Source organism: Aeromonas sp. EERV15 (assembly GCF_900079845.1).
GTDB lineage: Bacteria > Pseudomonadota > Gammaproteobacteria > Enterobacterales > Aeromonadaceae > Aeromonas > Aeromonas sobria.
This window is the reverse complement of the sequence record NZ_FKKY02000063.1, coordinates 1-573: the sequence shown is the minus strand read 5'-3', so window position 1 is coordinate 573 and position 573 is coordinate 1. Positions and strand designations below refer to the sequence as shown.

At 66.5% G+C, this 573-nt stretch carries 1 pseudogene; it reads left to right on the top strand.

The window, feature by feature from the left end:
- Positions 1–573 (top strand): annotated as a pseudogene (locus tag BN4575_RS22705) (hypothetical protein); the annotation flags it as partial.

Sequence of the window (573 nt, the reverse complement as noted above, 5' to 3'; positions counted from 1 at the left end):
CCTCCGCGGCAAGTCGATGTCGGACGTCATCTTCAACGGCTCCGAGACCCGCCCGCAGCACGGGATGGCCGAGGTGACGCTCACCTTCGACAACAGCGAGCCCACGGCGGCCTCGCAGCTCCCGCTTGAGTACCGGGATTACGCGGAGATCGCGGTCACCCGGCGGCTCTACCGCGACGGGACGAGCGAGTACCTCATCAACAAGACCCAGGTCCGGCTCAAGGACGTGACCGACCTGTTCCTCGGCACCGGCGTCGGCACGAAGGCCTACTCGATCGTCGAGCAGGGCAAGATCGGGCTCAGCGTCTCCGCGCGCCCGGAGGACCGGCGCATGCTCATCGAGGAGGCGGCCGGCATCACGAAGTACAAGGCCAGGAAGAAGCAGGCCGAGCAGAAGATGGACCAGACGCGGCAGAACCTGCTCCGCGTGGGGGACATCGTCTCCGAGATCCAGCGCAGCCTCGCCTTCCTCAAGCGCCAGGCCGCCAAGGCGGAGCGCTATGTCGCGTACCGCAAGGAGGTGGAGGACCTCATCCTCCACGAGGCCTCGCACAAGTACCTGGAGATCACCGT